The organism is Methylobacterium persicinum (genome assembly GCF_022179525.1).
Lineage (GTDB): Bacteria > Pseudomonadota > Alphaproteobacteria > Rhizobiales > Beijerinckiaceae > Methylobacterium > Methylobacterium persicinum.
Genome location: NZ_BPQX01000025.1, coordinates 19,086 through 38,276, shown reverse-complemented (window position 1 = coordinate 38,276; position 19,191 = coordinate 19,086). Strand labels below are relative to the sequence as shown.

Here is a 19,191-nt window from a genome sequence, read left to right as displayed (position 1 = left end):
CGGTCACCGCACGGTGCGCGGGCAGGGACGTCATCCCGATGTCTCGAACGGGCACCTTACGCGGCACAATTGTACCGATCCGGGACAGACATGAAGCATTCAACGAGTCATCTGCTTCACGCTTACTGGGAAAAGATCCGGGGCGACCGCGCCGCGCCCGAGCGTGCGGAGATCGAACCCGGCGAGATCCGCCACCTCCTGGCGGACAGTCTGATCCTGGAACTCGACGTGCCGGCGCGCTCGGCCGTCATCCGCCTCGCGGGAACGCGGGTTTGCGCCCTCTACGGCCGTGAACTGCGCGGGCAGCCCTTCGGCGTCCTGTGGGGCGACCGCCCCGGTGACGCATGGCGCCTCGCCGAGACCGTCGCCCTCGACACCCTGGGCGTCGTGACGGGGATGCGCGGGATCAACCGGGCGGAGGAGGAAGTCGATCTCGAATTGCTGCTCCTGCCCCTGCGGCACCGGGGCCGCCCCCATGTTCGCGCTCTCGGCGCCTTGAGTTTCATGGGCGCTCCCCCCTGGCTCGGCCTGAAGCCCCTGGTCCGGGCGGAGACGACCTCCCTGAGGATCCTCGCGCCCCGCAACCGGAGCATGCGTCCGCCATCAGCCGGGGCCGGCGAGGGCATGCGGCGGGCGATGATCCCCGATGCGCCGGTCCGGCGCGGCCATCTCATGGTGCATCCGGGCGGCCGCGCCTGAGCGAAATAACGCGAACCGGCAATTGATGGACACATTCGCGCGGGGTGAAGGCTTTCCGTAACGGCTGAGCATTTACACTGGCGCCTGGGATAACTTCGTCGGCGGCTCGTCAGGTATGCTTGCAGCAGATGCCGGTACACATCAGCTTGTGAGGCAAGGCACCGGCACGCGGGTGGCTTCGGACGAGCGCAAACATCAACGGGTTCGGGTCGCCGTCCTGGGCCGCTACATGCTGGCCGACCGGCGGGAATATCCCTGCCAGACCGTGGACATGTCGCCCGGCGGCGTTCGCCTGACCTGCGCCGTCCTCGGCGAGATCGGCGAACGGGTCGTCCTCTATTTGGAATTCATCGGGCGTCTTGAAGGCGTGGTGGCTCGCCACACCTCCGGGGGCTTCGCGGTGCGCCTCGCCGCCTCGCCCCGGAAACGGGATAAGCTCGCCTCCCAGCTCACATGGCTCACCAACCGCGAGATCCTGGGCCTGCCCGAGGGCCGCAGCCACGAGCGCGTCATCCCGGATAAGCCGATGGTCACCCTGCGGCTGGAGAACAACCGCGAGGTCGCGGCCCGGCTCATCGACATCTCCCTCTCCGGCGCGGCGATGACCTGCGCCACCGTCCCTCCGATGGGCAGCATCGTCACGGTGGGCAGCACCCCCGGCCGCCTCGTCCGCATCTTCGAGGGCGGTTTCGGCGTGCAGTTTTTGCTGCCCCTCTCCCCCGACCGGTTCCACGCGGGCATGACGCTTTAGGGCGGCGTTCCCTCAGATCCGCTTCGCCAGCTCAGCGGCGGTCTGCTCGGGGGGGCGCGACAGGTCGAGGGCGCCCACGAACCGGTTCTGCGCATCCATCACGTAGACGATGGCCGTGTGCTCCATGACGTAGTCGCCGTTCTTGTCGGGGACCTTGCGGGCATAGGCACGGTACGCCTTTTCCGTCGCGGCGACCTGCTCGGGCGTGCCGGTCAGCCCGGTGATGCGCGGATCGAAGCTCGACAGATACGTCTTGAGGCTCGCGGGGTCGTCCCGCTCGGGATCGACGGTCACGAACGCGACCTTGATGTCCTTCGCCTTGGGCCCGAGGGCGGCCAACACGTCGGAGATCTGCTGAAGCGTCGTCGGGCAGACATCCGGGCAATGGGTGAAGCCGAAGAAGACGAGGTGGGTCGCCCCCCGGAAGTCCTTGTCCGTGACCGTCCGCCCGTCCTGATCGATCAGGGTGAACGGCCCGCCCACGGCGGCGGTCCCGACGGCGCTGCTCTCCGGCTTCAGGACGAGGAACGCGGCGGCTGTGACGCCGAGGAGGCCGAGGCAGAACGCGATGATCGGGATGAGGGCACGGCGCATGTCGGTGGGGACCCCGGCTCGGTATGGCCGGGGGCAGAGCACGGAACGCCTCAGGCCGGCAAGCCCGCACGATGACGCCTGCCGGCCGTCCCGCCGGTGATCAGGGCTGGCGGGCCGGCGATGTCGCCTGCGCGTCCTTCGGCTTCTCCTTGCCGAGATAGATGTATTCCGGCGCGGCGCGGAGCTGGTCCTTGGTGGTGTCGATCGTGGCCTTCAGGGTGTCGCCATCGCCACGGGTGACCTTGAGCGCCGAGGGGTCGATGGCGACGTATTTCGCCCCGATCCCCAAAAAGCCCCCGACGCCGACGACCCACGCCTTAACCTGCTGCTTCTCGTCGAGGACGAGGTCTGCGATCTGGCCGATCGTGTCGCCCGCATTGTTGGTGACGCTGAGCCCGACCAGCTTGCTCGACACCATGTCGGTGGGTGTCTGGGCGACGAATTTCGGCCGGAGGTCGTCGGACAGGGTCGCCGGCTTGGACTGGACCGGTCCGGCATCGGCGGGCGCCGCCGTGTTCGGCGTGGTGTTGGCCGGTGTATCGGATGTCTGGGCGACAGCCGGAGCCAGGGCGGCGGAGGAGAGGGCCGCCGCCAGGGCGACGGTCGGGATCGAGATGCGCATGGGGCGGGAGCCTTCCGGTCGTAGCAGCCGCGGCGGCTGCAACGCCCGCACAAGGCGGAGGGGCAGGGCACGGTTCCACGCTCTGTGTTGAAATCGTTGCGTTTTGCCGGCTTCGCTGGTGAGGCCCTTCACAGGAAGCGAAGTCGCCCATGCCCCGTCTCGTCCTGTACCAGCCCGATATCCCGCAGAATGCCGGTACGATGATGCGCATGGCCGCCTGTCTCGGGCTGCCCGTGGAGATCGTGGAGCCGGCGGGATTCGACGTCTCCGACCGGCACCTTCGCCGGTCCGGTCTCGATTACCTCGACCATGTCGCGATCACCCGCCACCGCTCCTTCGCGGCGTTCGAGGCATGGCGGGGGGAGGCGGCTTCGCGCCTTATACTGGCCACCACGGCGGGGGCCGTGCCCTATACGGATTTCACCTTCCGGCCCGGCGACTGCGTAATGGTCGGGCGGGAATCGGCCGGCGTGCCTGAGGCCGTCCACGTTGCCGCCGACGCCCGGGTCGTCGTGCCGATGCGGTCGGGGATGCGCTCGCTCAACGTCGCGGTGGCGGCGGCGATGATCCTCGGCGAGGCCCTTCGGCAGACCGGCGACGCAACGGATCGCCGCCAGCGCGCTTGACCCGGAAGACACCCGGCCTTCACTATCCCGAGAGCAGCCTTGCCCGATCCGCGCACGCCCCGCCCGTCCCGGCGCCACGCCGACCTCGGCCCCGACTTCTACGACATCGTGGCCGCGGCCCGCTTTCCGACGACGATCCTGCGCCATCGCAATCAGGTCTGGGCTGAGCGCGTCGGGTTGGGCGGCCTGTCGGACGAGGAATGGATCGCCCATTTCGGTCGGTTCGAGCCCCTGCCGGGCAGCTTCGATCAGCCCCTGGCCCTGCGCTATCACGGGCATCAGTTCCGTTCGTACAACCCCGAACTCGGGGACGGGCGCGGCTTCCTCTTCGCGCAGCTGCATGACCTCGTTGACGGGCGGCTCCTCGATCTGGGGACGAAGGGCAGCGGCACCACCCCGTGGTCCCGCACCGCTGACGGCCGCCTGACCCTGAAGGGCGGGGTGCGCGAGGTGCTCGCCACGGCGATGCTGGAGGCCCTCGGCGTCTACACCTCCAAATCCTTCAGCCTGATCGAGACCGGAGAGGACCTGATCCGCGGCGACGAACCGTCGCCGACACGATCCTCGGTGCTGGTGCGGCTGTCCCACGGCCATATCCGCATCGGCACGTTCCAGCGGTTCCTGGCCCTCGACGAGTCCGGCAACATCGCGCGGCTTCTGGACCACACCATCTCCACCCATATGCCCGAACTCTGGCGCGAGACGCCGGAGGACCGCGCCGTCGCCTTTCTGGAAGACGTGATCGTCCGGGTGGCACGGATGGGCGCCCAGTGGGCCGCGGCGGGGTTCGTCCACGGCGTGCTCAACACCGACAACATCAACGTCACCGGCGAGAGTTTCGATTACGGGCCCTGGCGCTTCCTGCCGGCCTTCGATCCGAATTTCACGGCGGCGTATTTCGATCAGTCCGGCCTCTACAGCTTCGGCCGCCAGCCGGAGGCCCTGTTCTGGAACCTGTGCCGGCTGGCCGACTGCCTGCTGACCCTCGCCCCCCAGGCGCGGCTGGAGGAGGCCCTGGGAGGGTTCGGGCCCGCCCTGCAGGATGGGTTCGCCCAGGCCCTGTTCGCCCGGCTCGGCCTCGCCCCCGCGCCGCGGCCGGAGACGGACCGGCTCGTGGCCGCAGTGTGGAAGTTCCTCGGCGACAGCCGGGCGCCGTTCGAGCGTTTCTTCTTCGACTGGCGCGGCGGCCTCGCCAGCGCCGGGCGCGCCGCCGAAAGCCCGAACGCGGACCATTACGGCTCAGCGGCCTTCGCGCCCGTGCGGGCCGCGCTGGAAGGGATGGCGCCCGCCGCCGACGCCCACCTCGACCACCCATATTTCGCGGGCGAGCCGTGCACGATGCTGATTGAGGAGGTCGAGGCGCTGTGGGCGCCCATTGCCGAGGCGGACGACTGGTCGGCCTTCGAAGCCAAGCTTGCCGCGATCGCCCGGATGGCCGAGGCCTACGGCACCACCCCGGCGGTCTGATCCGCCTGCGCCGCGAGGGCCTCCGCGTCCGCCCGGCGCTGCTCTTCGGCCCGGCCGGCGGCGATGGCCATCTCCATCAGCCGCTGCGTCAGGCGCAGGACGAGCCAGAACAGGGCAAGGCAGAACAGGGTGGCGGCGGCGGCCTTGAGTGGATCCACGCAACTCCCCTATTGCGGCGAAGCGGACCGGACCCGGCGCCTCGTGCCGTCGGTCGCGCACCCACATAGAGCAGGTTGACCCGGTTGCGCGAGACTTTCCATATCGAAGTCATCGGCCCCGACGGCGATGAGGTCGTGACCCGCATCTCGGTCCGGGTCTCCGGTCCGGAAGCCGCACAGGAGCGGGCGCTGCGCCTCTTCGCACGGGCACGGGTTCCGCAGCGCCGGGCCGAGCCAGCGCAAGCGGTGCGCGTGATCGACGGCGCCGGCCGCGAGGTGTTTTATCGCACCCGGTTCGAGGAAGGCGATTAGGGGCGCGATCCGGCGGATGACGGACGGGGTGTTTTTCCGACGCCCGCTCAAGCGGGTCCGGAAATCTTTGGATCGCGTGATTTCCGTCTTTACGAGCGGAGCGAAGCAATCCAGGGCCGCGAGACATCTCAGGATGTTGCGGATCCCTCGGTTGCTACCCTTCGCTCGCAATGACCGTGGTGATGACGTGATCCAAGTGTTCCGGAAACCGCTTTAGCCCCGCGATTTCTCCCGCCGCTCCCTGAGGGCGAGCCGCAGGCGCGCGACCGCCTCCCGCGCCCGCTCCAGTCGTGACGCGACGGGGAAGAGCGGGTCGTGCCCCGCCTCGACGAGGAGGTGGGCAATCGCCCTGCGCTCCCGCCAGAACAGCGTGGCGAGTTCGAAGCCGGGGGGGGCGCAGGAATCGATCCGCGCGATGTCCGAACCCGTGAGGACGTCCTCCGTCAGGCGGTGGACCAACTGCACGCCGGGCGCCGCGGCCGGGTCGCTGTCGTCATGGGCGACCTTGAGCACGAAGGCGTCATGGCCCGTCAGGGGCAGGACCGCCGAGGCCAGGAGTCTGCCGCCCTGTTGGAGGCGGGCGATCCTTACTTGGCCCCGTTCGGCGAGGGCCGCGACGGCGTCGCGTAGGAAGGCGGCCTCGTCCGGGCGCTGCGCCAGGGCCGTTCCCACCCGGCCTTTCCAGCTCGCCGACTCCAGAGCGATATGCGCGTCCAGGGCGGCGGGGAAGACGGCCGGATCGGTCAGCAGCTCGAAGGTGACCGTGCCGGATGCGTCGAGGCGCCGCCGGGCCCGGCGCAGCCTGCGACGCCGGTTGCCGGACAAGTGGTCGAGATAGGTCTCCCGGGAAGCCGGATCCGAGGCGGGGCTCAGCATCCCGCGGCGATGGGGCCAGTAGGCGGCTTGCCGGTTCCCGGCCCGGTCCAGAAGGTCGCGGAATGGCCCCTCGGCGGGAGCGTTGGTCAGCAGGAGCCGCCCCGGCGCTCCCACGGCACCCGGGGCGGCGAGGAAGGCGGCGAGGGCCGTGCCGGGATCGCCGGCATCGATGAGGGGCACGCCGAGCGGCGCGTAGCCGTGAGTCCACCCCATCAGCAGGGGCAGGGGAACGCCCCAGCGAGACCGCACCAGGCGATGGGGCCACGCGGCCAGCAGGCGGACCCCGGGCTCCTCCGGCGGCCTGTCGGCGATGAGGAGCATCCGCACGCCAGCCCCGAAGGCCGGGGCGGCGGCCAGGGCGTAAGCCGCCTCGTAGAACGGGTTGGCGACGAGGGCGGTGGCCCCGAGGGCCTCCCAGGCCGGGACCCATGCCGCGGCAGGATCGAGGGGCCGGAAGGCGGCGACGAGGCCGCCCGGCAACCTCACCGTCGCCGGGTCGTGGTGCCGATCCGGCGGAGGACGCTTCGGCATGGGAAACGGCGCCGTCATGCTGCCAGCCGGCGGCGGATGGCCCCGGCCAGGCCCAGCATGTCGATGCGCCACGCCACCGCGAGGAACGCGACGCCGAGCAAAATCAGCCGCAGGGCGATCCCCGGAAGCTGCGTTCCCCCCGGCAGCAGGCCGATGCCGCTGATGGCGAGGCCCACGGCCAGGGCGGCAACGGTGATCCCGGCCATGTCCGCCAGGGGCAAGGGCATCGCGGTGCCGGCCCGTTCGGCCCCGACGACGAGCACGAAGCAGGCCGCCGCCTGTCCCGCTGCGAAGGCCACGGCGGCCCCGAAGGCGCCGAAGGGCGGGATCAGCAGGAGCGAGGCGAAGGCGACGGTGATGAGGGTCGCGAAGGCGGCCGCCGCCTCGAGCCGGCTCGTGCGGGTGAAATAGATGACCTGCCCGAAATAATAGGACCGGAACATCATCAGGATGCTCGCCAGGATCAGGATCGGGGCGAGGCGGCGTGCCTCCTCGCGGTATCCCGGTCCCAGCAGGATCGCGACCACGAGGTCGTCGAAGCACAGGAAGAACACCGCGCCGAAGGCGGCGATGGCCGTCATCGCCCGGGCGGCGTCGCACAAGACCCCCGAGGCCGCGGCCATGCCGTCGATCCGGGCCTCCCGCTTGGCGATCGACATCAGCGAGAGGGCGAGCGCCTCCCCGAACACGATGAAGCTCTGCCGCAGGAAGTCGGCGATGGCCCCGTAGGCGCCGAGCCCCGCCGGGCCGACGGTCTTGGCGATGATCAGCCGGTCGAGGCTTTGGGCCAGGGCGGCGACGCCGAAGGAGAGGACCAGCGGCCAGCCATAGGCGATCAGGCGCCGGGCCTCGGCCCGGCTGCCCTGTCCGCGCATGAGCGGGCCCATCGTGATGAGGGCGGGCAGAGCGCCCAGGGCGTTCGATGCCGCGATGGCCAGGGCGAGATCTACGGGATCGCCCGTGGCCCGCAGGACGGCACTGCCGAGGCCGAGCATCAGCACGGCACGGCAGAGGACCGACGCCGCCACCGCCCCGGCCTTGAGGCGGGTGCGGGCGATCTCGGTGGAGCCTTCGAAGAGGGTGAAGCCGACCGCCAGGAGCAGGATCGCCCCCGCCGCGGGCGCGGCGATCAGCCCAAGGGCCGCGGCGAGGCCGGCGGCGAGCCCGGCCAGGAGGAGCGAGCCCGCGAGGATGCGCACCACGGTGCCGATCTGCGCCTGCGCGCGACCCTCATCGTAGAGGGCGAAGAACGAGAACTTGGGCCATTGACACGTCGCCCCGTAGAGGACGAGGGCCCACGACAGCAGGTACAGGTAGCTGCCGTAGGTCTGCGCCGGCGACAGGCGCGTGAACACCGCCACGGAGGCCATGTTGAGGGCCGCCGCGATGCCGCGCGAGCCGACATAGATCAGGCTGTGACGGGCGATCATGGCATCGGGTTCGCGGACGGGCCCGCGTCCCTGGCTGGGGCGGATCCGTACCGGGGTGGGGCAGGGCTCGGGGTGTGGCTGTCGGTCACGAACCCCCACTGCAGGCGGCGTGCCGCCCGCCCCATCCTATCGATGCGTCAGGCGGAATGCCCGTCAGGCGGCACCCCGGGCGCCGGCTTCTCCACCGCCGTCCACGAACGCCTTCAGTTCGTCGAGGGAGGCGAAGGTGAAGCGGCCGTTCGGCGTATCTGCCTCGATCGCTCCGTCGTCGAACATCATGTAGGTGTTGCCGCCGGAGCTGTAGCGGCCGACCACGGTGCGCTCCGGGCCGGCGGCCGGGGCCTCGTCAAGGCTCGAACGCAGGGCCGTTTCCGTGTGGGCCGGTCCCGCGGCGACGGGCTCCGGCGTCGGACGCGGGGGTACGAAAAGGTCGTCTCCCGTCTCCGTCCGGACCTCGGTGGCCGGCTTGTCCGCCGCATGGGGCGGGGTCAGGCCCGGCAGGGGAAGCTCCGGCTCGATGGCGGCGGGAACCTCCGGCTGCCGCGGCGAGCGAGGCCCGGCATCCGGCGCGGCGAGCGCAGTCTCGCTTAGGGAAGGCTCGATCCGCGTCCGGTCCGCTGTCGCGCCGGGACCCGCCGTGACGGGGGGGGTGACGAAATCCTGGAACGGGTCGATGTCGGCGTTGCCGGCCTCGCGGACAGGTGCGGGGAGCACAGCGTCATCGGAACCTCGCCCCTGGCGCAGGGTCTTCTCCACCCGCCGCAGCCCCGTGGCGACGACGGCGAGCCCGAACAGCAGGACGCCGGACGATCCGACGACGGAACCGCCGTAGACCATCGCCATCCCGCTTTCGAGGCGCACGTAGGGGAAGCCTTCGATGACGGCGGTCACCCCGGCGATGATCATGGCGGCGGCGAGCGCGAACAGCGCAGCGATCATAGTACTCTCTGAACTCGGGTGGTCAGGGGTCCCGGAGTGGCCGGCACAGTAAGGCGCTGCCGAGGTTTTGCAAAACCTGTTCGTGCCGGTCCATCGGCGTTGCCGACGACGCAAGCCCGACTTACGTACCGGACGTCAACCCGGGAGCACCCCGCCGGGGGCGCGCAATGGGCCCCAGGCCGCACGGAGACGCATGATGACCTTCACACTGCCGGAACTGCCCTACGCCTACGACGCCCTCGGGCCGTACATGTCGAAGGAGACGCTGGAGTTCCACCACGACAAGCACCACAAAGCTTATGTGGATACCGGCAACAAGCTGCTCGAAGGAACCGATCTCGCAGGCAAGAGCGTCGAAGAGATCGTCAAGGCGGCCTACAACACGAATCAGGCGCTCTTTAACAATGCCGGGCAGCATTACAACCACATCCATTTCTGGCAGTGGATGAAGCCTAACGGTGGTGGTGCTATCCCCGGTGCGCTCGCCAAGAAGATCGACGAGGATCTCGGCGGTGCCGAGAAGTTCAAGGCGGACTTCATCCAGGCCGGCATCGGCCAGTTCGGCTCGGGCTGGGCGTGGCTCGCCGTGAAGGACGGCAAGCTCGCCATCATGAAGACCCCGAACGGCGAGAACCCCCTGGTCCACGGCGCCAAGCCGATCCTCGGCGTCGATGTGTGGGAGCATTCCTACTACATCGACTACCGCAATCGCCGGCCCGACTACCTGAAAGCGTTCATCGAGAACCTCGTGAACTGGGAACACGTGGAGAAGATGTTCGCCGAGGCGACCGCCTGAGGCGCGTGCCGGCCGGGCACCATGCCGTTGTGGTGCCCGGCCCCTTGAGATGAACGGTAAAACCCGCTCTTGATGCGCCCGCCGGGCCGACCCGGCCTGACGGGGGCGCGGCCATTTCCATCGATCGAACCGTGCCGGACGCCTGCCTGGGCCACACGCCCCCTCCGGGCGGTCGCGGGATCGTCCCGTGTCCATGATCCGCTCCATCCTGTCGGTCGGAGGGTGGACCCTCGTCTCCCGCGTAACCGGGTTCGCCCGCGACGTGGTGATGGCGGCCGTGATGGGTGCCGGGCCCATTGCTGACGCCTTCGTCGTCGCCTTCCGGTTGCCGAACCACTTCCGCGCGATCTTCGGCGAGGGGGCGTTCAACACCGCCTTCGTCCCGTCCTACGCCTCCCTGGAGGAGGCGGGGGCCACCGGTGCCGCCCGGCGCTTCGCCGACCGCGTCTTCACGCTCATGTTGATCGTGCAGCTCGTGCTGCTGAATATCGCCCTGCCGCTGATGCCCTTCGTGGTCCATGCCCTGGCGCCGGGCTTCGAGGAGGGGGGCGAGCGGTTCCAGCTCGCGGTGGCGCTGACGCGCATCACCTTCCCCTATCTCCTGTTCATGACCCTGGTGACGCTGCTGTCGGGCATCCTCAACGCCCACCGCCGCTTCGCCGTCCCGGCGGGGGCGCCGGTCCTCCTCAACCTCGCCATGCTGGCGGCGCTGGCCCTGACCTTCCTGTTCCCGAATGCCGCCTTCGCCGCCTCATGGGGCGTGGCGGTCTCGGGGCTGCTGCAGTTCGGCCTGCTGTGGTGGGAGTGTCGCCGGGCGGGGGTCATGCCGGGGCTGGCGGTTCCGCGCCTCGACCCGGCCCTGAAGCGGTTCTTCGCCGTGCTTGGCCCCGCCGTCATCGGCTCCGCCGGGTTCCAGATCGCGGCCTTTGCCGACACGATCATCGCCAGCTGGCTGCCGACGGGGGCCGTCTCGGCCCTCTACTATGCGGACCGGCTCTATCAGCTGCCCTTCGGCGTCATCGCCATCGCGGCGGGGACGGTGCTCCTTCCGGAGATGAGCCGGCGCATCGCCGCCGGGGACGTGGCCGGCGCCCACGGGGCGCAGAACCGGGCGGCGGGGTTCTCCCTCGCCCTCTCGGCCCCCTTCACGGTCGCCTTCCTGACGATCCCCGGCCTGATCATGGCCGCCCTGTTCCAGCGGGGCCAGTTCACCGCCGAGGACGCCGCCCGCGCCGCCTCGGTGCTGGCGGCGTATGGACTCGCCCTGCCGGCGGTGGTGCTGGTGCGCAGCGCCGTCGCGAGTTTCTACGCGAGGCAGGATACCAAGACGCCCCTCTGGGCCTCCCTCACGGCCATCGCCGTGAACGTCGCCCTGAAGCTGTGGCTGACGGGTCCCTATGGCGTCACCGGCCTCGCCCTGGCGACCGCGGTCAGCCAATGGGTCAACCTTGCGATCCTCATGGGCCTCGCCAAGCGCCGGGGCTGGACGGCGCCGGGGCGCACCCTCGGCCTGACGGTGGTCGGCGTGGCGCTCGCTTGCCTCGCCCTTACCGGCGTGGCCCTGTCCGGGCGGCCCGTCGCCGAGGCCTTGGTCCCCGCCATGGGCCATGGGCGGGAGATTGCGGTGCTCGCCGTCCTCGGGGCGGCGGGGGCCGTGGTCTACGGCGGCCTGCTCGTGGGCCTGCTGCATCTGTTCGGTCTTCGCCTGCGACGGGCCTGACCCGCCCATCTTCCGCCCTAGATGGGAGCGGGGGCTTGAGGAGGCCGCATGTCCGGAACACGACTTCTCGATGGCGTCGGCGCCGTCGTATTCGACGCCTACGGGACGCTCTTCGACGTGAACTCGGCAGTGCAGCGCCATGCCGGGGCCGTGGGGCCCGAGGCGACGGCCCTATCGGAGATGTGGCGGACAAAGCAGCTCGAATACAGCTGGGTGCTCGGGCTGATGGGCCGCTACGAGCCATTCTGGCACCTGACCGAACGCGCCCTCGATTACGCCCTCGCCCGTCATCCCGCGGTCGACCGGGCCCTGCGGGAACGGCTCCTCGACGCGTATCGTGACCTCGATGCCTACGGGGAGGTGCCGTCCACCCTCGCCGCAATCCGCGCCCGGGGCATCCGCACGGCGATCCTCACCAACGGTGACCAGCCGATGGTCGATCGGGCGGTCGCCTCGGCGGGGCTGGGGAAGCATCTCGACGCGGTCCTCTCCGTCGACGATGCCCGCATGTTCAAGACCCATCCCGACGCCTACCGGATCGCCCTCGACCGGCTCGGGGTGGGCCCGCGCGAGGTGGTGTTCTGCTCGTCGAACCGTTGGGACATCGCGGGCGCCGCCGCCTTCGGGTTCCGGCCCGTTTGGATCAACCGGAAGGGCCTGCCGGACGAGTACGGCGACCTCGCCCCGGCCGCGGTGCTGTCGTCCCTCGAGGGTCTCCTCTAGCGGGCTTTCGTCATTGCGAGCGGAGCGATACAATCCAGGGCAGCGGGACATCTCACGACTGAGCGGATCCCTGGGTTGCTTCGCTCCGCTCGCAAGGACGGTGAGGATATCATCGGTGGTGGAGAATTGTCGTCTCCTCCAAGGGACTTTTGCGGCACCCTGCCGGAGCCGGCGTGGGGGTCGGGCTTCACCGCCGGCGCGGCCATCACGAACTCGGCAAGTCCCCGTTGCGACAAAATTAAGGCTCTCGCGCTCTGATCGGTCAACACGAGCAGGAGAGTTCTCGCGTGTCGGTTCAGATGCCCTTCACCGTCCTTAGGGCCGGCGCCCTCGCGCTGGCCGGTCTTCTCACCATCACAGCCGCCCCCGCCTCGGCCCGCGACGGCCAGAACGGCGCGATCATCGGCGGTCTGGCCGCCGGCGTCGTCGGCGGTGTGGTCGGCAGTGCCCTCGTCAACGGCGCCAACAACCCGCCCCCGCCGCCCCCGCCGGAATACCGCCCCCGCCGGGTCGTCGTAGAGGAGCCGGAGCCCGTGATCATTCGCGAGCGCCGTGGCCCGATCTGCCATTACGAGCGCCGCAAGGTGTGGCTCGATGACGAGAACTTCACTTTCAAGCGCGTCGAAGTCTGCGAATAACCGGTTCGGGCTGCGGGCGACCGGCCCGCAGCCTCACACGCGCATGGGCATGAGGACGTAGAGGGCGGGCGCGCCCTCGCGATCCTGGATCAGGGTCGGGGAGCCCGGATCGGCGAGTTTGAACAGGGCGGTATCGCCCTCGAGCTGAGCCGTGATGTCCAGCAGGTAGCGGGCGTTGAAGCCGATATCGAGGGCCCCCGAGCCGTACTCCACGTCCAGTTCTTCCGTGGCACTGCCCGCGTCAGGGTTGTTCACCGAGAGGGCGAGCCGCCCGTCCGTCAGCCCGAGCTTCACCGCCCGGCCCCGCTCCGAAGAGATCGTCGAAACGCGGTCCACCGCCTTGGCGAAAGTGTCCCGCTCGACGGTCAGGCGCTTGTCGTTGTTGGCCGGGATCACCCGCTGGTAGTCGGGGAAGGTGCCGTCGATCAGCTTCGAGATCAGCGTCAGGCCGTCGGCGAACCGCAGGCGGATCTTCGCCGGAGACAGGTCGATCCCCACGGACTCCCCGCCGTCGTCGAGGAGCTTCTGGATCTCCGCCACCGCCTTGCGGGGGACGATCACCCCCGGCATGCCGGTGCTGCCGGCGGGGGCCGGAAGCTCGACCCGGGCGAGGCGGTGCCCATCGGTGGCGACCGCGCGCAGCACCGGCTCACCGTCCGATTCCAGGACGTGAAGGTAGATGCCGTTCAGGTAATAGCGCGTCTCCTCGGTGGAGATGGCGAACTGCGTCTTGTCGATGAGCCGCTTGAGGTCGGCGGCTGCGATCTCGAAGCCGTGCGGCATCTCACCGGTCGCGAGGTCCGGGAAATCTCCCTCGGGCAGGGCGCCGAGCGCGAAGCGGGAGCGCCCGGACCGGATCGTCATCTGGCCGCCCTCGCCGCCGGTCTCCAGCGAGACCTGCGCGCCGTCCGGCAGCTTGCGGACGATGTCGTAGAGGACATGGGCCGGCACCGTCGTCGCGCCGGGATCCGACACGTCGGCGGGAATGCTCTCCGTCACCTCGATGTCGAGGTCGGTGGCCTTCAATTGAAGCGCAGCGCCGTCGCTGCGCAGCAGCACGTTCGACAGGATCGGGATCGTGTTGCGGCGTTCCACGACCCGGTGAACGTGGCCGAGCGACCTGAGAAGGGCCGCGCGCTCGACGATGACTCTCATCGCTCAACTCTGACTGCTCGGGACCGCGGCGGCCCCAGGAATACGGTCTTTCAGCTTGGCGAAGCGCCCGGGCGAAGGCAAGGCCGGCCGGGCGACCTCTCACAGCTGAGGAGGTCCAGGACGGCCACCGTCACCGTTTGTCGAGGGGCCGTCCGAGCAACCGTGCGAATTCCGCCTCGATTTCCTCGACGGAGAAGGGGCTGCCCGGCGTCTTCGGCTCCGCCTTGGGCGGGACCGGCTCGGTCCGCGGCGGCGGGATCGGCCTCGGCCGGTCCGGTGGCGGAGGAGCCGGACGGGCTGGCGCCGGCGCCGGAGGGGGCGGGGCGACCAGCGCAGGGATGTCCAGGGCCGGCGGCAGCTGCGGTTCCGGGCTCCGGGGCGCTGGGGCAGGGCGCGGCGGGGCAGTGGTCACCGGGGCAGGGGGGGGCGCGACAAGGGGCGCCGGGATGGGGGGCGCCATGACAGGGGCTGCGGTCTCCACCGTCGGCACCGGGGCGGCCGGCGCGGGAACCGCTGGTGCGGGTCTGACCGGTGCCGGAGCAGGTGCGGGCGGCACCGGCTCGGCCGGGGGCGCGGTCACGGCGGCGGGCGGCGGGGGGGCCGCGGAGGTCGGCCGCGCGATCGCGGCCTGCAGCTGCCGGGCCATGTCGGACAGGATCGCGGGATCGACGGGCCGCGGCTCGATGGGAGGCGCCGAAAGGGGCGGCAGGACGAAGGCCGGCTCGTCCGGCCTTGCCGTTTCCGTCGCCCGTTCGGGGGTAGGCTGCCGGTCGAGGGGGGGCAGCGTCGTGCGCAGGGGCCGGGTCCGGGCAGGGGCCTGGGGGATGGCCTGCGCTGCGGTCTGCGGAGGCACGGGAATGTCCCGGCCGGGTTCGTCGCCGCCGATCAGCGCGGCATCGAGGGGCAAGCGCACGGCCGGCGTGGCCTGGGAGCCCGGGACCGGCGCCGGCACCACCACCGGCATCTCGAAGGCGGGCTCGGCGCGCCGGGGCATGCCTTCGGCGATGGCGCGGGGTGGCTCGGGTAGGCGTCCCGCCTCGGCTAGGGGATCGGGGAGGGGCTCGGTGGACGGTTCGGGGCGGAGCGTTGCCTCCGGCAGCGGCCGCTGCCCCCGCTGGATGTTGCGCTCGACCACCACGTCGTTGGGTCCGCCCACGAGCAGCAGGTGTTCGACGTTGTCCCGCCTCAGCAGGATGAGTTGGCGCGACCGGTCGAGTTCGTAGACGTCGATGATCCCCAGCCGCGGCTGGCGCGCACGGGCGCCGCGCGTCTGCAGGGCGCTGCTGCCCCCCGTGAGACGCCGGACCACGAACACGATCGCGGCCAGGGCCGAGAAGATGACCGCGAAGATGACGAGGTACTGGATGATAGGGGAGCCGTCAGAGCCGAACACGGATCGTAGCCATGACAAGGGTACGCACTCGCACGTTCCGGCCGCGGTGGGATCCACGGCGGGACAGCGTCATAACACGACCCTTTGGGCTCGTGGCAGGCAAGTTAAGGTTTCGTTAACAGCTCCTTGGCCGCAGAAGCGCGGTATCGTGTCAATCCACGATGCGCCCCCCCGTCCCGGGCCGATCGCCCGCTTTCGCCTGGGCACTTTAACGAGCCGTTAACCATGGACACGGCAGTTTTTGCCGAGCCCGGATGCATGTGCGTCCGGCTGCCGGAGGGGTCCATGGCCATCACCGACATGCCCATGCTGGCGATGCTGCGCAGCCGCATGCAGTGGAACCAAGCCCGGCAGACCGTGATCGCCGAGAACGTCGCTAACGCGGATACGCCGGGCTTCAGGCCCCACGACCTGGCCGAATTGCGCGTCGACCAGGCGACGGGCAGCCCCGTCTCGACCTCGCCCGGCCTCGCGTTGACGGCGGCCGGGCACATGGCCCCGATTGGACAGGCCGAGCCGGGGGTCGATCCCCGGAAGGTCAAGGATTTCGAGATCCGGCCGAGCGGTAACGGCGTCAATCTGGAAGACGAGATGATGAAGGCCGGCGATATCCAGACCGACTATCAGCTCGCTGCGTCGCTTTATCAGCACAGCCTGACCACCCTGAAGATCGCCATCGGCAAGAGCTGATGACTTTCCGGCGGCACCGGCATCGAGTGAACAGCGGGGCGGGCGATGGACTTCTCTAAATCCCTTGTGGCGTCGACCTCGGGCCTGAAGGCTCAGTCCGGGCGGATGCGGGTCATCGCAGAGAACATCGCCAACGCGGATTCCGCACCCACGACCCGGGGGGCGGAGCCCTACCGGCGCAAGATCCCGACCTTTTCCAGCCATCTCGATCGGGAGACCGGCGCCACCATCGTGGACACCGGACGCGTCCGCCGGGACCAGAGCGCCTTCCGCACGAAGCACGACCCCGGCAACCCGGTCGCCGACGCCAAGGGCGACGTGCCGATGCCCAACGTCAATCCGCTCATCGAGAACATGGACATGCGCGAGGCCCAGCGCAGCTACGAGGCCAACCTCAACATGGTCACGACGACGCGCAAGCTCATCGCCTCGACCCTCGCGATCCTGAAGTAGGGGTATCGTCATGGCGTCGAGCAACTTCGCGGCAGGCGCCTACGCCGCCGTCCAGGGCCTCACCTCCGGGCGGGCCACTCCCCGGGTCCAGCCGACCCAGTCGGCAGGCGAGAACTTCGCCGGCCTCCTCGGGCAGGCCATCGACACCGTCGGCGACGCGGGCCGCAGGGCGGATGCCCAGGCGATCACCGCCGTGACCGGCAAGGCCAACGTGGTCGATGTGGTCACCGCTGTGGCCGAGAGCGAGACCGCCCTCCAGACCATGGTCGCCGTCCGTGACCGCATGCTTTCCGCCTACGAAGAGATCATGCGGATGCAGATCTGACGTCATCACCGATCGACGCGCCATCCCGGCGTGCCTCGCTCCATTCACAACAACCGGGGGTAGCAATCCTCCCGTCTTCCCTCCCGGCCCGGGTGGAGAAGCCTTCCTGGATCGGACCGATGACCGGCCTCGCCATCCTCGACGTCGCCCGCGACGGCATCTTCGTCTTCCTGAAGGTCGCCGGGCCGCTTATGCTCGTCGCCCTGTTCGTCGGTCTCGTGGTCTCCCTGGTGCAGGCCCTGACGCAGATCCAGGAACAAACGTTGATCTACGTGCCCAAGATCGTGGCGGTCTTCGCCACCCTGCTGCTGATGCTGCCGTTCATGGGCGATGCCATGGCCGGCTATATGACCCGCATCGCGGCCCGGATCGCGGCGGGCGGGTGATGGCGCCCGCCTTGGGTTATAGGGGGCGGCATGAACCTGCTCCTCCCGGGCATCGCCTCGGCTTATCTCCTCGTCTTCGCGCGGGTCGGCACGCTGATCATGCTGATGCCCGGCGTTGGCGAGCAGACCGTGTCGCCGCGCCTGCGGCTCAGCTTCGCGCTGCTGGTGTCCCTGGTGCTGTACCCGATGGTCCGGCCGCTGCTCGGGGGGACGGAGGGGATCGGGGGCCCGCGCCTCATCGGGCTGCTGTTCGGGGAGACCATCATCGGCCTCGTCATCGGCCTCAGTGTGCGGATGGTGCTCGCCGCCCTGCAGACGGCCGGACTCATCATCTCGCAGCAACTCGGCCTCGCCTACGCCATGACGGTGGATCCCACGCAGGGCGGCCAGTCGGCGGCGGTGGGCAACTTCCTGTCCCTGCTCGGCATCACCCTGATCTTCGCCGCCGACCTGCATCACCTCGCCATCGAGGGGATCGCCCGGAGCTATCAGGTCCTGCCGCCGGACGGGGTCCCCGGCTTCGGGGACGCCTTGATGCTTGCCCTGCGGGCGGTGGCGCGGGGCTTCACCCTGGCCGTGCAGATCTCCGGCCCGTTCATCGCGTTCGGCATCCTGTTCAACCTCGGGCTCGGGGTTCTGTCGCGGCTGATGCCGCAGTTGCAGGTATTCTTCCTGGCCGTCCCCGCCTCGGTGCTGATCGGGATGCTGATCCTCGCCGGATCGCTCGGGGTGATGATGGGTGTCTTCATCGACGACATGGGGCGTTATCTCGGCGAGTTCGTCGGGCGCTGACGCCGGCCGCCCGGAGACCCTGAGCCATGGCCGAGGGCGCGGAACAGGAAGACAAGACAGAAGACCCGACCCAGCGACGCATCGATCAGGCGATTGAGCGCGGCGACGTCGCCAAGAGCGTGGAGATCAACACCTTCGCGATCCTGGGGGCCTTCACCCTCGCCCTCGTCGTCGCGGCGCCGTCGGTGGCGACGGACCTGATGCACGGGCTGACGGCCTACCTCGCCAACGCCCACGAGGTCCCAGACGGGCCGGGGGCCATGGCGGCGGCGGGCCGGGCCGGGCTGCTGCTGTGGCTCAAGGCGGTGGCGATCCCCGTGGCGGCGGCCGCCGTGGCCGGGGTGGCGGCGGGCTACCTGCAGCATCCGCCGGTGTTCAACGCCGAGGCGCTGATGCCGAAATTCGAGCGCATCTCGCCCATGAGCGGGCTGAAGCGGCTGCTCGGTGTGGAGGCCCTTTTCCAGTTCGGCAAGGGGCTGGCGAAGATGATCACCGTGGGCGTCGTGGGCGGCGTGATCCTGTGGCAGGACCGCGACCGCCTGGAGGTCTTCGCCCGCCTCGATCCCGCATCCTGCCTGCCGGCCATCCTGTCGATCAGCCTCAAGCTCCTCGCGGGGATGCTCGCGGTCCACGTCACCATCGCCGGCGCCGACTACTTCTACGCCCGCATGCGCTGGAAGGGACGCCTGCGCATGTCGAAGGAGGAGATCAAGCAGGAGATGAAGGAGTCCGAGGGCAACCCGGAGATCAAGGGCAAGCTCAAGCAAATCCGGATGGCCCGGTCGAAAAAGCGCATGATGGCCGCCGTGCCGGGCGCGACGGTCGTCGTCACCAATCCGACCCACTACGCCGTCGCCCTGCGCTACGAGCCCGGCATGGTCGCCCCGGTCTGCGTGGCGAAGGGGGTCGATGCCCTGGCCCTGCGAATCCGCGAGGTCGCCAAGGCCCACGATGTGGCGGTGGTGGAGAACCCGCCCCTGGCCCGGGCCCTGCACGCCACCGTCGAGATCGACAGGGAGATCCCGGCCGAGCACTACCGGGCGGTGGCCGAGGTGATCGGCTTCGTCATGCGCCTGCGCCGGCGGGCCGCGTGAAGGAGGGGAAATCCGTCACCG

23 protein-coding genes are annotated in these 19,191 nt (G+C 69.9%); 15 read left to right on the top strand and 8 right to left on the bottom strand.

Features of this window, described 5'->3' with window-relative positions; translation table 11 throughout:
• The first annotated feature begins 90 nt into the window (after positions 1-90).
• Positions 91-699: a PAS domain-containing protein gene (locus tag MFF22_RS10700; protein WP_238248954.1), complete on the top strand. Its 609-nt coding sequence runs from the start codon at positions 91-93 to the stop codon at positions 697-699.
• 115 nt (positions 700-814) lie between these two features.
• Entirely contained in the window at positions 815-1,450 is a 636-nt protein-coding gene (locus MFF22_RS10695; RefSeq protein WP_370877613.1) for a PilZ domain-containing protein, read from the top strand.
• Between the two features lie 12 nt (positions 1,451-1,462).
• On the opposite strand, the gene MFF22_RS10690 is transcribed toward MFF22_RS10695, so the two are convergent.
• Positions 1,463-2,044, bottom strand: coding sequence for an SCO family protein (locus MFF22_RS10690; RefSeq protein ID WP_238248952.1), 582 nt, complete (start codon positions 2,042-2,044; stop codon positions 1,463-1,465).
• 100 nt (positions 2,045-2,144) lie between these two features.
• Complete coding sequence (locus MFF22_RS10685) at positions 2,145-2,666, bottom strand: PRC-barrel domain-containing protein (protein WP_238248951.1); 522 nt, start codon at positions 2,664-2,666, stop codon at positions 2,145-2,147.
• Positions 2,667-2,815: 149 nt separating this feature from the next.
• Here MFF22_RS10685 and MFF22_RS10680 point away from each other — a divergent pair, with 149 nt between their 5' ends.
• Positions 2,816-3,292, top strand: coding sequence for a tRNA (cytidine(34)-2'-O)-methyltransferase (locus MFF22_RS10680; RefSeq protein WP_238248950.1), 477 nt, complete (start codon positions 2,816-2,818; stop codon positions 3,290-3,292).
• Positions 3,293-3,331: 39 nt separating this feature from the next.
• Positions 3,332-4,759 (top strand): protein adenylyltransferase SelO, encoded by a 1,428-nt coding sequence (locus MFF22_RS10675; protein WP_238248949.1) that lies wholly within the window; start codon positions 3,332-3,334, stop codon positions 4,757-4,759.
• On the opposite strand, the gene MFF22_RS10670 is transcribed toward MFF22_RS10675, so the two are convergent.
• The gene (locus MFF22_RS10670; RefSeq protein ID WP_238248948.1) at positions 4,735-4,917 is read right to left on the bottom strand and encodes a hypothetical protein; all 183 of its coding nucleotides are present in this window, start codon (positions 4,915-4,917) and stop codon (positions 4,735-4,737) included. The two genes, MFF22_RS10675 and MFF22_RS10670, sit on opposite strands and share 25 nt — an antisense overlap.
• An 84-nt stretch (positions 4,918-5,001) precedes the next feature.
• Here MFF22_RS10670 and MFF22_RS10665 point away from each other — a divergent pair, with 84 nt between their 5' ends.
• Entirely contained in the window at positions 5,002-5,229 is a 228-nt protein-coding gene (locus MFF22_RS10665; protein WP_238248947.1) for a hypothetical protein, read from the top strand.
• Positions 5,230-5,442: 213 nt separating this feature from the next.
• Here MFF22_RS10665 and MFF22_RS10660 read toward each other — a convergent pair whose 3' ends face one another.
• From MFF22_RS10660 to MFF22_RS10650, 3 genes are all read right to left on the bottom strand, one after another.
• Positions 5,443-6,636 carry a GNAT family N-acetyltransferase gene (locus MFF22_RS10660; protein ID WP_238248946.1) on the bottom strand — a complete coding sequence of 398 codons (1,194 nt, stop codon included), beginning with the start codon at positions 6,634-6,636 and terminating at the stop codon, positions 5,443-5,445.
• Positions 6,637-6,650: 14 nt separating this feature from the next.
• A complete protein-coding gene (locus MFF22_RS10655; RefSeq protein WP_238248945.1) occupies positions 6,651-8,066 on the bottom strand; it encodes a lipopolysaccharide biosynthesis protein in 1,416 nt (471 codons plus the stop codon).
• A gap of 153 nt (positions 8,067-8,219) precedes the next feature.
• Entirely contained in the window at positions 8,220-9,005 is a 786-nt protein-coding gene (locus MFF22_RS10650; RefSeq protein ID WP_238248944.1) for a hypothetical protein, read from the bottom strand.
• A gap of 196 nt (positions 9,006-9,201) precedes the next feature.
• Here MFF22_RS10650 and MFF22_RS10645 point away from each other — a divergent pair, with 196 nt between their 5' ends.
• The 4 genes from MFF22_RS10645 to MFF22_RS10630 all read left to right on the top strand — a co-directional run bounded on the left by MFF22_RS10645 (position 9,202) and on the right by MFF22_RS10630 (position 12,882).
• Positions 9,202-9,801, top strand: a complete 600-nt coding sequence (locus tag MFF22_RS10645) for a superoxide dismutase (protein ID WP_238248990.1) — start codon at positions 9,202-9,204, stop codon at positions 9,799-9,801.
• A 193-nt stretch (positions 9,802-9,994) separates the two neighbouring features.
• Positions 9,995-11,521, top strand: coding sequence for a murein biosynthesis integral membrane protein MurJ (gene murJ, locus MFF22_RS10640; RefSeq protein ID WP_238248943.1), 1,527 nt, complete (start codon positions 9,995-9,997; stop codon positions 11,519-11,521).
• 48 nt (positions 11,522-11,569) lie between these two features.
• A complete protein-coding gene (locus MFF22_RS10635) occupies positions 11,570-12,244 on the top strand; it encodes a haloacid dehalogenase type II (RefSeq protein WP_238248942.1) in 675 nt (224 codons plus the stop codon).
• A gap of 299 nt (positions 12,245-12,543) precedes the next feature.
• Complete coding sequence (locus MFF22_RS10630; RefSeq protein ID WP_238248989.1) at positions 12,544-12,882, top strand: hypothetical protein; 339 nt, start codon at positions 12,544-12,546, stop codon at positions 12,880-12,882.
• A gap of 33 nt (positions 12,883-12,915) precedes the next feature.
• Here MFF22_RS10630 and dnaN read toward each other — a convergent pair whose 3' ends face one another.
• On the bottom strand, positions 12,916-14,037 hold the full coding sequence (gene dnaN, locus MFF22_RS10625) for a DNA polymerase III subunit beta (protein WP_238248941.1): 1,122 nt from the start codon (positions 14,035-14,037) through the stop codon (positions 12,916-12,918).
• Positions 14,038-14,167: 130 nt separating this feature from the next.
• The gene (locus MFF22_RS10620; RefSeq protein WP_238248940.1) at positions 14,168-15,430 is read right to left on the bottom strand and encodes a flagellar biosynthetic protein FliO; all 1,263 of its coding nucleotides are present in this window, start codon (positions 15,428-15,430) and stop codon (positions 14,168-14,170) included.
• 285 nt (positions 15,431-15,715) lie between these two features.
• Between MFF22_RS10620 and flgB the strand changes: the two genes are divergently transcribed.
• The 6 genes from flgB to flhB all read left to right on the top strand — a co-directional run bounded on the left by flgB (position 15,716) and on the right by flhB (position 19,170).
• On the top strand, positions 15,716-16,120 hold the full coding sequence (gene flgB / locus MFF22_RS10615; RefSeq protein WP_238248939.1) for a flagellar basal body rod protein FlgB: 405 nt from the start codon (positions 15,716-15,718) through the stop codon (positions 16,118-16,120).
• A gap of 45 nt (positions 16,121-16,165) precedes the next feature.
• Positions 16,166-16,573 (top strand): flagellar basal body rod protein FlgC, encoded by a 408-nt coding sequence (gene flgC, locus MFF22_RS10610; RefSeq protein ID WP_238248938.1) that lies wholly within the window; start codon positions 16,166-16,168, stop codon positions 16,571-16,573.
• Between the two features lie 10 nt (positions 16,574-16,583).
• Entirely contained in the window at positions 16,584-16,898 is a 315-nt protein-coding gene (fliE, locus tag MFF22_RS10605) for a flagellar hook-basal body complex protein FliE (RefSeq protein ID WP_238248937.1), read from the top strand.
• 119 nt (positions 16,899-17,017) lie between these two features.
• Positions 17,018-17,284 carry a flagellar biosynthesis protein FliQ gene (gene fliQ, locus MFF22_RS10600; protein WP_238248936.1) on the top strand — a complete coding sequence of 89 codons (267 nt, stop codon included), beginning with the start codon at positions 17,018-17,020 and terminating at the stop codon, positions 17,282-17,284.
• A gap of 30 nt (positions 17,285-17,314) precedes the next feature.
• Positions 17,315-18,076 carry a flagellar biosynthetic protein FliR gene (gene fliR / locus MFF22_RS10595; RefSeq protein ID WP_238248935.1) on the top strand — a complete coding sequence of 254 codons (762 nt, stop codon included), beginning with the start codon at positions 17,315-17,317 and terminating at the stop codon, positions 18,074-18,076.
• 26 nt (positions 18,077-18,102) lie between these two features.
• Positions 18,103-19,170, top strand: a complete 1,068-nt coding sequence (gene flhB / locus MFF22_RS10590) for a flagellar biosynthesis protein FlhB (protein ID WP_238248934.1) — start codon at positions 18,103-18,105, stop codon at positions 19,168-19,170.
• Positions 19,171-19,191 lie beyond the last annotated feature (21 nt).

Bases quoted from the DNA above. Each gene is read 5' to 3' on its own strand.
- MFF22_RS10700 (WP_238248954.1), top strand. From the start codon at position 91: ATGAAGCATTCAACGAGTCATCTGCTTCACGCTTACTGGGAAAAGATC.
- MFF22_RS10695 (WP_370877613.1), top strand. From the start codon at position 815: ATGCTTGCAGCAGATGCCGGTACACATCAGCTTGTGAGGCAAGGCACC.
- MFF22_RS10690 (WP_238248952.1), bottom strand. From the start codon at position 2,044: ATGCGCCGTGCCCTCATCCCGATCATCGCGTTCTGCCTCGGCCTCCTC.
- MFF22_RS10685 (WP_238248951.1), bottom strand. From the start codon at position 2,666: ATGCGCATCTCGATCCCGACCGTCGCCCTGGCGGCGGCCCTCTCCTCC.
- MFF22_RS10680 (WP_238248950.1), top strand. From the start codon at position 2,816: ATGCCCCGTCTCGTCCTGTACCAGCCCGATATCCCGCAGAATGCCGGT.
- MFF22_RS10660 (WP_238248946.1), bottom strand. From the start codon at position 6,636: ATGCCGAAGCGTCCTCCGCCGGATCGGCACCACGACCCGGCGACGGTG.
- MFF22_RS10655 (WP_238248945.1), bottom strand. From the start codon at position 8,066: ATGATCGCCCGTCACAGCCTGATCTATGTCGGCTCGCGCGGCATCGCG.
- MFF22_RS10650 (WP_238248944.1), bottom strand. From the start codon at position 9,005: ATGATCGCTGCGCTGTTCGCGCTCGCCGCCGCCATGATCATCGCCGGG.
- MFF22_RS10645 (WP_238248990.1), top strand. From the start codon at position 9,202: ATGACCTTCACACTGCCGGAACTGCCCTACGCCTACGACGCCCTCGGG.
- murJ (WP_238248943.1), top strand. From the start codon at position 9,995: ATGATCCGCTCCATCCTGTCGGTCGGAGGGTGGACCCTCGTCTCCCGC.
- MFF22_RS10635 (WP_238248942.1), top strand. From the start codon at position 11,570: ATGTCCGGAACACGACTTCTCGATGGCGTCGGCGCCGTCGTATTCGAC.
- MFF22_RS10630 (WP_238248989.1), top strand. From the start codon at position 12,544: ATGCCCTTCACCGTCCTTAGGGCCGGCGCCCTCGCGCTGGCCGGTCTT.
- dnaN (WP_238248941.1), bottom strand. From the start codon at position 14,037: ATGAGAGTCATCGTCGAGCGCGCGGCCCTTCTCAGGTCGCTCGGCCAC.
- flgB (WP_238248939.1), top strand. From the start codon at position 15,716: ATGGCCATCACCGACATGCCCATGCTGGCGATGCTGCGCAGCCGCATG.
- flgC (WP_238248938.1), top strand. From the start codon at position 16,166: ATGGACTTCTCTAAATCCCTTGTGGCGTCGACCTCGGGCCTGAAGGCT.
- fliE (WP_238248937.1), top strand. From the start codon at position 16,584: ATGGCGTCGAGCAACTTCGCGGCAGGCGCCTACGCCGCCGTCCAGGGC.
- fliQ (WP_238248936.1), top strand. From the start codon at position 17,018: ATGACCGGCCTCGCCATCCTCGACGTCGCCCGCGACGGCATCTTCGTC.
- fliR (WP_238248935.1), top strand. From the start codon at position 17,315: ATGAACCTGCTCCTCCCGGGCATCGCCTCGGCTTATCTCCTCGTCTTC.
- flhB (WP_238248934.1), top strand. From the start codon at position 18,103: ATGGCCGAGGGCGCGGAACAGGAAGACAAGACAGAAGACCCGACCCAG.